This is a genomic window from Thermococcus sp. (genome assembly GCF_026988555.1).
In the GTDB taxonomy this organism is placed as follows: Archaea; Methanobacteriota_B; Thermococci; order Thermococcales; family Thermococcaceae; genus Thermococcus.
The window spans coordinates 1-7,464 of the sequence record NZ_JALSLB010000061.1; the positions used below are offsets into that span (position 1 = coordinate 1).

Consider the following 7,464-nt stretch of genomic DNA (forward strand, 5'->3'; position numbering starts at 1 on the left):
TGAAAGAGACGATCACTAAGATAATCAAACATTTAATTGAAAGAGGCTTTCCAGGAGCCGCTATGGAAGTTTTGTTAAGTAATGTGAATCTTTTCGACATCCATGAAAGAAATCAACTTAGCTTTGAGATTCTCTCTGCAATGGCTGAGATTAGCCAGCCAAAAGTGAAGGAGAATCTACAGAAAAAACTTGAAGGTTAAACTGAAGAGTGTTTCTATTAACCGATGACAGCTAATTGGCCCTCTTTTCTTAGCTGTTTTTGGATAGTAAAACCTTTTAACTCCTCCTTCTAGAGCAACTTTGAGGGAGGTGGGATGACAGGGTCCCTTTAACCGATGACATCCGCTCCGCTGAAAAGGCCCCTTTGGTCGAAAAAAGGCTTGGGAAGGGAGATTTGGGTTGCGAACCGATGATGAGTGTCATCCCTGCGGAGTGTGCGATGACGAAGTTTTATCCCCACCTGAGGTGGTTCCATGCTTGGATTCCTTAGAAGGAAACGGAAAGAAACCTACGGGCCTTTCGTTTACCTGAGCGAGCCGACGTTGCTCTACAACACACGGACTGAGAGGGCCATCCTTGAGATAGTGATGGAGAAATTGAACTCCAACAACATCCTCGTCCCATCAAAGTATGGGCTCAGGGACACCAGCGGAAGGATAAAGGATGCTGAGGTCTTGGTTGCAGTCGCCCTGCTTGGGAAGTTCACATCCCTCGTCGGCAGGGAGGTTAAGATGGCACGGGAGCTGAACAAGAGAATCTACACGATGGAGGTAGGACGTGAGGGGGATGAGCTGGTGTACCTCTGGGAGGATCGGGTACCCGAGGACGTGGAGTGGCTCGACCCGGATGAAACGATGGACTTCACCAAGTCCTTTGTGAACAGTGAGTTCTCGGATGTTCTGAGGAGGGGCATTTTTGTGGGCAGCAGAAAAAGGGGATGGTAAAGAAATGGCAGTTCAGGCCTTTCTCTCTCCGATGTAGTCACATATGGCCTTGGCAGCCTTCTTCCCATCGCCCATGGCGAGGATGACGGTAGCCTCACCCCTGATAGCATCACCACCCGCGAAAACACCCGGAATACTCGTCATCAGGTTCCCATCGACCACCAGGGTTCCGTTGGGGTTCGTTTTTAGGCGCTTCTCCTCGGTGATGATCTTGTTGGGCTCAAGGCCGATGGCTATGATCACTGTTTCGGCTTCGAGCGTCACGTACTCGCCTGTTCCGACTATCTTCCTCTTTCCGCGCTTGTCCCTCTCGTCCAGAGCCTTCATCCTCTCGAACTTAACGGCCTTGACCATGCCGTCCTCATCACCGATGAACTCCACCGGATTGAGGAAGAACTCGAACTTAACGCCCTCTTCCTCAGCGTGTCCAATCTCCTCGATACGTGCCGTCATGTCCTCCCTTCCACGGCGATATGCGATCGTGACCTCCGCTCCCAGCCGGAGGGCCGAGCGCGCGGCATCCATTGCGGTGTTTCCGGCACCGATGACTATGACCTTCTTTCCGACGGCTACAGGGGTGTCGTACTCCGGGAACTCATAGGCCTTCATGAGGTTAACGCGCGTGAGGAACTCATTGGCGCTGTATATCCTTCCGAGCAGTATCCCGGGGATGTTGAGGAGCTTCGGCGTCCCTGCCCCGGTTCCGATGAAGACCGCATCGTACTCCTTCAGGAGCCCCTCAAGGGTAACCGTTCTACCGACGACGTGGTCAGTTGCTATTCTGACCCCGAGCCTGCGCAGCTTTGCTATCTCCTTGTCGAGTATCTCTTTGGGGAGTCTGAATTCGGGGATTCCGTAGATGAGTACTCCTCCGGGCTTGTGCAGGGCCTCAAAAACCGTGACATCGTAACCCATCTTAGCGAGTTCACCTGCACAGGTCAGTCCCGCCGGCCCTGCACCAACTATGGCAACCTTTCCTTTTCCGCATTCTCTCTCTGAGGCGATCTCCTCCAGGAGCTCATCCTCTATTCCATGCTTCCTTGCGTAGTCGGCCACGAAGCGTTCGAGTTTTCCAATGTTAACCGCGGTCCCAACCTTACCAACAACACAAACACCCTCACACTGATCCTCCTGTGGGCAGACCCTGCCTGTAACGGCTGGGAGGGTGTTGTCGTTCCAGATTATCCGGAGGGCCTCTTTGATGTCCCCCTCCTTTATCTTGGCTATGAAGGCGGGGATGTTGATGTGGACGGGGCAGCCTTTTATGCACGGCGCGTACTCGGGCGGGCACTGGAGACATCTCTCCGCCTCCTGTTTGGCCAACTCGAACGTGTAGCCGAGGTTGACTTCAACGAAGCTCTTGACCCTCTCCTGGGCCGGCCTCTCCGGCGTCGGAATCCTCTCCTTGATAAGCTTCGGCATTCAAATCACCCCCTTCTTCCGGAGTTCTTCAAGATAGCGTTCCTTTGCCAGCTTTTCCTGTTCAAGGAAGCGGTTGGCCCGTTTCAGCACGTCTTCCCAGTCGACCTTGTGAGCGTCGAACATGGGACCGTCCCTGCATGCGAACTTGACCTCACCATCGTAGAGTATCCTGCAGGAACCACACATCCCTGTGCCGTCCACCATTATCTGCCTGACCGTCGTTATCGTCGGAATCCCGTACGGTCTTGTGAGTTCGGCGAGCTTTGCGAGGGTTCCGAGTTTTCCACCGGCGAAGATTATGTCGATCCTGTCCTTCTCGATCAGGTCCTTCACGATGTCGAGGTAGTTCCCCTTCATCCCGATGCTTCCATCGTCCGTGGTTAAGTAGTGCTCATCGGCGACAGGTTTTGCAAGGAACTCCTCGGGATAAACGTTCTGAGCGTTTTCAAAGCTCTGGATTGAGATCGTGTAATTCCCAGCCTCTTTCATGGCCTTCAGCGTTGCGTAGTTCTCCGCCTGCCCGCAGACCGCGTCGGAGGCAAAGACAACGGTTCCGTAGTTCTTCACCCTTATCGGCTTCCCCAGCGGCCCCGTCATGCTGTAAAGCTCATCACCGACCTTGAACTCGTAGTAAAGCTGCAGGCTGGTTTTTCCAAGCTTCCTAATGAACATTCCTATCTTTCCGTTCTCCGCCTTGTACACGGACATTGGAACCCTCTCGCCCCTTTCGTTGGTTATAAACACCACGAATTGACCGGGTTTCCATGCTTTTGCTACGTGCGGCGCTTCAACCTCAACAAAATAATCTATAGGACTCAGGTCCTGTTTGTCAGTGATCCGATACATAGATGCACCACCCCGGACACATGTCCAGTATTGTCCACCAAATGTTCTGAACTTGGGGTTTATAGGGGTTTTTAAAACCAAAGGTGTAAAACTTCTCTCGCCCCCCTCCACCAATCGGGAAAGCCTTTTTAGGATGCCCCCGACCTTTCTTCGGTGATGGTGGTGGTTAAGATACCGAAAAGTCACCCGCGCTACTGGAGTCTCTACTACAGGGAAAGGATCATTGAGGGCATGGAAAAAGGAATGACCGCGAAAGCCGGACTGATCGCCCACGGGCGCGGCGAGGCCTTTGATTATCTCATAGGTGAAAGAACGATAGAACCGGCGAAGAAGGCTATGAAAGCTGCGGTTGCGAAGCTCCTCCTTGCGAAACACCCCGTGGTCTCCGTGAACGGCAACGTGGCCGCCCTCGTCCCTAGAGAAACGATAGAGCTTGCGAAGGCCTTAAACGCAAAACTTGAGGTGAACCTCTTCTATCGCACCGAGGATCGCGTTAAGGCCATCGCCGATGAGCTCAGGAGATACGATCCCGAGATTGAAATCCTGGGTGTGAACCCGACGAAGAGAATCCCGGGCCTTGAGCACGAGCGCGGGAGGGTTGATGAGAAAGGTATATGGAAGGCTGATGTCGTCGTCGTTCCGCTGGAGGACGGCGACAGGACCGAGGCGCTCGTGAGGATGGGCAAATTCGTGATAACCGTTGACCTCAACCCCCTATCCCGGAGCGCGAGGATGGCGGACATAACGATAGTGGACAATATAGTCCGGGCATACCCAAGAATGACTGAGCTGACCAGGGAGATGAAGGACTACAGCAGGGACGAGCTTCTCGGGATAGTGCAGGGGTACGACAATGGAAATGTCTTGAGCGGTGTCCTGGACCATATGCGGAACAGACTAACCAGACTTTCTGAAGGCGGTGTCTGGCGGAAGAAAGAACTGGATTAAAGTTTCCTCTCACTTTTTTCAACGAGCTTCCTGAGTCCCGTCACCAGTTCTCCCTCGCTCCCAGCATGGGACACGATCAGGGGCACCCTCTCACGTTCGGCCAGCTTGACCGCAAGCTCATCTAACTTCTTGACCCCATGGAGAACAACAACGGCCGGTTTGAGCCCCTGAACGCGAACCGCTATCATCGGGCTTCTGCCGGTTGTTACCTTCGTGAAGATAAGCGCCCTCTCCGTTGTCCAGCCGTAGAGCTTGAGGAACTCCTCCGCGGACATCTCGAGGATGGCCTGGATACTGTCCACAACGGTGTACCCGTAGATCCTTCTGTCGAGCAGATGGAGGTTGGCAACCACCTCGCCGTTAACGGCGCTCACTAGGTCCTTTATTGTGACCGGGAGCGCGAACTCCCTGATGTCGAGGATGGCATTGGTGGGAAGCTCACTACCTATCGTCTTGCTGAAGGCTTTGATGACGTTCCCTCCCCTCCTCTCGTCCAGCTCCAGAAGGGCCTCTACGAACTTTCTGATGGTTGAGGCGCCGGGACTTTTCCTCCTGCCTCCCTCGTAGTCGCTTATAACTGAGGAAGAAACGCCCAGGTATTCGGCCAGTTCCGTCTGACTGATGCCGAATATCTCACGCCATTTCCTCATGGTCTTCCCGGGGTCGGAGGAGAGCGTAACTTCGCCTGCTATCCTCTTGGCCAGGGCTTCTTTCTCCTTTTCAAGCATGTTTTAGTGGTGTTCGTCAATCATTATAAATCTTTCGGCAATTGCCTAACAGGTTTCGTGGATATTCTGACAACGGGACGTCCCTCAGGCCGGTCAGGATCACGTTCAGTACTTCCTAGGCCTCATGAGAAACGGGGTTAAAGTGGCGGCGGGCGCGCCCGGGGGTGGGGACCCTCCACCGCCCCCTTCCACCGGGGCTCGCTCACCCCCGCTACCCCACGAGCGCCGAACGTCCCGCCTACCGCTGCTCCCTTCCGGGCCTGGCGGGGTTCGGCGGGCAAAGGGTGTTAGCCCGGCCATCCAGCCGGACCTCACCCACCGCCGGCCCCGTGGGACGAGGGATCACCGTTGTGCCCCGGCTTCCGGGGGCGGCTTTGGGAACCGCCCCCCGGGCTTCGGCCCCGGCATATCGACGGTTTCCGGTTGCAGGGGACGCCGAACCCCCCGGCCTAGCCCGCCGCCAGCTGACTTATCTCTCACCCGATATATAAAGCTTTGGCATTCATGAACCCGATCCACCTTCGTCCCTTCCACACCTTCACGGCAAGAAAAAGGTTATAAAGGGGCTTCAATTAGCACCGTGAGGGTCATCATGAGAATCGTGTTTGACATAGGAGGCTCTGTTTTGGTTCCGGACGATCCGGACATAGATTTTATCAATGCCATCGCGTACGAGCTCGTCAAAATAAGTGAGGACCATGAGGTCGCGGTGGTTGTCGGTGGGGGCAGGGTTTCAAGGAAGTACATCCAGGCCGCGAAGACGTTCACGCCCAACGAGACCTTCAAGGACTACATCGGCATACACATCACCCGCGCCAACGCGATGCTCCTCATAGCTGCCCTTGGCGAGAAGGCCTATCCTTTCGTCATCCAGGACTTCCGTAAGGCCTGGGAGGTCATCCAGCTCAAGAAGATACCGATAATGGGAGGAACGCATCCAGGACACACGACCGATGCAGTCTCTGCTCTGCTCGCCGAGTACCTCCAGGCCGACCTTCTGATCGTGGTCACCAACGTGGACGGCGTCTATGACTCCGATCCTAAAAAGAATCCGAACGCGAAGAAGCTCGACAGGATAACCGTCGACCAGCTGGTGGAGATAGCGATGCAGGAGGAAAGCAAGGCCGGAGGCAGTGGCGTCGTCGATGCTCTTGCCGCCAAGTTCATCCAGCGCGGCAGGATAAAGACCTACATCGTGGGCAAGAGGGACGCCTACCACCTCTTCGACGTGGTCAAGGGCAGGCACAGCGGGACTGTGGTTGAGCCTTGATCTTTATCCTTGTTTTCTTGTAGTGTTTTTGAAATCTGCAGTTAATTTTCAAAGCCAACTTTTTATACATCCTCACCCTTCTTCCTCTGGTGATGTCAATGAAAGTCGTCGTCATCGGTTCTGGAACAGCCGGAAGCAACTTCGCGCTGTTCATGCGCAAGCTCGACAGGAAGGCGGAAATAGTAGTCATCGGAAAGGAAGAGACCATGCAGTACTCGCCCTGCGCCCTGCCGCACGTGATAAGCGGCACGATAGAGAAGCCGGATGACGTAATCGTCTTCCCGAACGAGTTTTATGAAAAGCAGAAGATAAAGCTCATGCTCGGAACGGAGGTCAAATCCATCGACCGCGGGAGGAAGGTCGTCATAACCGACAGGGGCGAAGTCCCCTACGACAAGCTTGTTTTGGCCACTGGTTCAAAGGCCTTTGTCCCACCCATTAAAGGAATCCAGAACGATGGTGTCTTCACGCTCAAGAGCCTCGACGACGTGAGGAAGATAAAGGCCTACATCGCCGAAAGGAAGCCAAGGAAGGCCGTTGTAATCGGTGCCGGTTTAATCGGCCTCGAAGGGGCCGAGGCCTTCGCGAAGCTCGGCATGGAGGTTCTGGTCGTTGAGCTTATGGATCGCCTAATGCCGACGATGCTTGACAAAGATACCGCCAAGCTCGTCCAGAGGGAGATGGAAGCCAACGGCGTTTCCTTCCGCTTCGGCGTCGGTGTGAGCGAGATAGTCGGCAGTCCCGTCAGTGCAGTTAAAATCGGCGACGAAGAGCTTGAAGCTGACCTCGTCTTCGTCGCCACTGGCGTCAGGGCAAACGTCGACCTCGCAAAGGCGGCCGGCCTCGACGTGCACTGGGGCATAGTCGTTAACGAGCACCTCCAGACGAGCGACCCTGACATCTACGCGATAGGCGACTGCGCCGAGGTGATAGATGCCGTAATCGGAGAGAGAACCCTAAGTCAGCTCGGAACTTCAGCTGTGAGGATGGCAAAGGTTGCCGCTGAACACATAGCCGGAAAAAATGTATCCTTCAGGCCGGTCTTCAACACGGCAATAACCGAGATATTTGACCTCGAAATAGGCACCTTCGGAATAACCGAGGAGAGGGCGAAGAAATCTGGAATAGAGATAGCCGTCGGCAGGTTCAAGGGCTCAACGAAGCCCGAGTACTACCCCGGTGGAAAGCCGATAACGGTCAAGGTCATCTTCAGGAAGTCTGACAGAAAGCTCATCGGCGCACAGATAGTCGGCGGCGAGCGCGTCTGGGGCAGGATACTGACCTTGTCAGCTCTGGCGCAGAAGGG

General features: G+C 54.7%; 8 protein-coding genes and 1 other RNA gene. 5 read left to right on the forward strand and 4 right to left on the reverse strand.

Annotated elements, in window-relative coordinates; genetic code table 11:
• Both MVK60_RS09915 and MVK60_RS09920 read left to right on the forward strand, forming a co-directional pair.
• Positions 1–200: hypothetical protein (locus MVK60_RS09915; protein ID WP_297438952.1), on the forward strand; the 200-nt coding region annotated here is incomplete at its 5' end.
• A 273-nt stretch (positions 201–473) separates the two neighbouring features.
• On the forward strand, positions 474–944 hold the full coding sequence (locus MVK60_RS09920; RefSeq protein WP_297438954.1) for a hypothetical protein: 471 nt from the start codon (positions 474–476) through the stop codon (positions 942–944).
• A 12-nt stretch (positions 945–956) separates the two neighbouring features.
• Here MVK60_RS09920 and gltA read toward each other — a convergent pair whose 3' ends face one another.
• Both gltA and MVK60_RS09930 read right to left on the reverse strand, forming a co-directional pair.
• On the reverse strand, positions 957–2,366 hold the full coding sequence (gene gltA / locus MVK60_RS09925; RefSeq protein ID WP_297438956.1) for an NADPH-dependent glutamate synthase: 1,410 nt from the start codon (positions 2,364–2,366) through the stop codon (positions 957–959).
• Positions 2,367–3,212 (reverse strand): sulfide/dihydroorotate dehydrogenase-like FAD/NAD-binding protein, encoded by an 846-nt coding sequence (locus tag MVK60_RS09930; RefSeq protein WP_297438958.1) that lies wholly within the window; start codon positions 3,210–3,212, stop codon positions 2,367–2,369.
• Between the two features lie 162 nt (positions 3,213–3,374).
• On the opposite strand from MVK60_RS09930, the gene MVK60_RS09935 reads away from it, so the two are divergent.
• The gene (locus tag MVK60_RS09935) at positions 3,375–4,160 is read left to right on the forward strand and encodes a 4-phosphopantoate--beta-alanine ligase (protein ID WP_297438963.1); all 786 of its coding nucleotides are present in this window, start codon (positions 3,375–3,377) and stop codon (positions 4,158–4,160) included.
• Here MVK60_RS09935 and MVK60_RS09940 read toward each other — a convergent pair.
• Together MVK60_RS09940 and ffs are read right to left on the reverse strand one after the other, a co-directional pair.
• A complete protein-coding gene (locus tag MVK60_RS09940; RefSeq protein ID WP_297438960.1) occupies positions 4,157–4,888 on the reverse strand; it encodes a helix-turn-helix domain-containing protein in 732 nt (243 codons plus the stop codon). The genes MVK60_RS09935 and MVK60_RS09940 overlap by 4 nt on opposite strands.
• Before the next feature lie 146 nt (positions 4,889–5,034).
• Positions 5,035–5,348: signal recognition particle sRNA (ffs, locus tag MVK60_RS09945), an RNA gene on the reverse strand.
• A gap of 132 nt (positions 5,349–5,480) precedes the next feature.
• Between ffs and pyrH the strand changes: the two genes are divergently transcribed.
• Both pyrH and MVK60_RS09955 read left to right on the forward strand, forming a co-directional pair.
• A complete protein-coding gene (gene pyrH / locus MVK60_RS09950) occupies positions 5,481–6,158 on the forward strand; it encodes a UMP kinase (protein WP_297438965.1) in 678 nt (225 codons plus the stop codon).
• A gap of 98 nt (positions 6,159–6,256) precedes the next feature.
• The coding region (locus tag MVK60_RS09955) for an FAD-dependent oxidoreductase (protein WP_297438967.1) at positions 6,257–7,464 on the forward strand (1,208 nt) is incomplete at its 3' end.

Excerpts from the sequence above, each read along its gene's own strand:
- gltA (WP_297438956.1), bottom strand. The coding sequence starts at position 2,366 with ATGCCGAAGCTTATCAAGGAGAGGATTCCGACGCCGGAGAGGCCGGCC.
- MVK60_RS09930 (WP_297438958.1), bottom strand. The coding sequence starts at position 3,212 with ATGTATCGGATCACTGACAAACAGGACCTGAGTCCTATAGATTATTTT.
- MVK60_RS09920 (WP_297438954.1), top strand. The coding sequence starts at position 474 with ATGCTTGGATTCCTTAGAAGGAAACGGAAAGAAACCTACGGGCCTTTC.
- MVK60_RS09940 (WP_297438960.1), bottom strand. The coding sequence starts at position 4,888 with ATGCTTGAAAAGGAGAAAGAAGCCCTGGCCAAGAGGATAGCAGGCGAA.
- pyrH (WP_297438965.1), top strand. The coding sequence starts at position 5,481 with ATGAGAATCGTGTTTGACATAGGAGGCTCTGTTTTGGTTCCGGACGAT.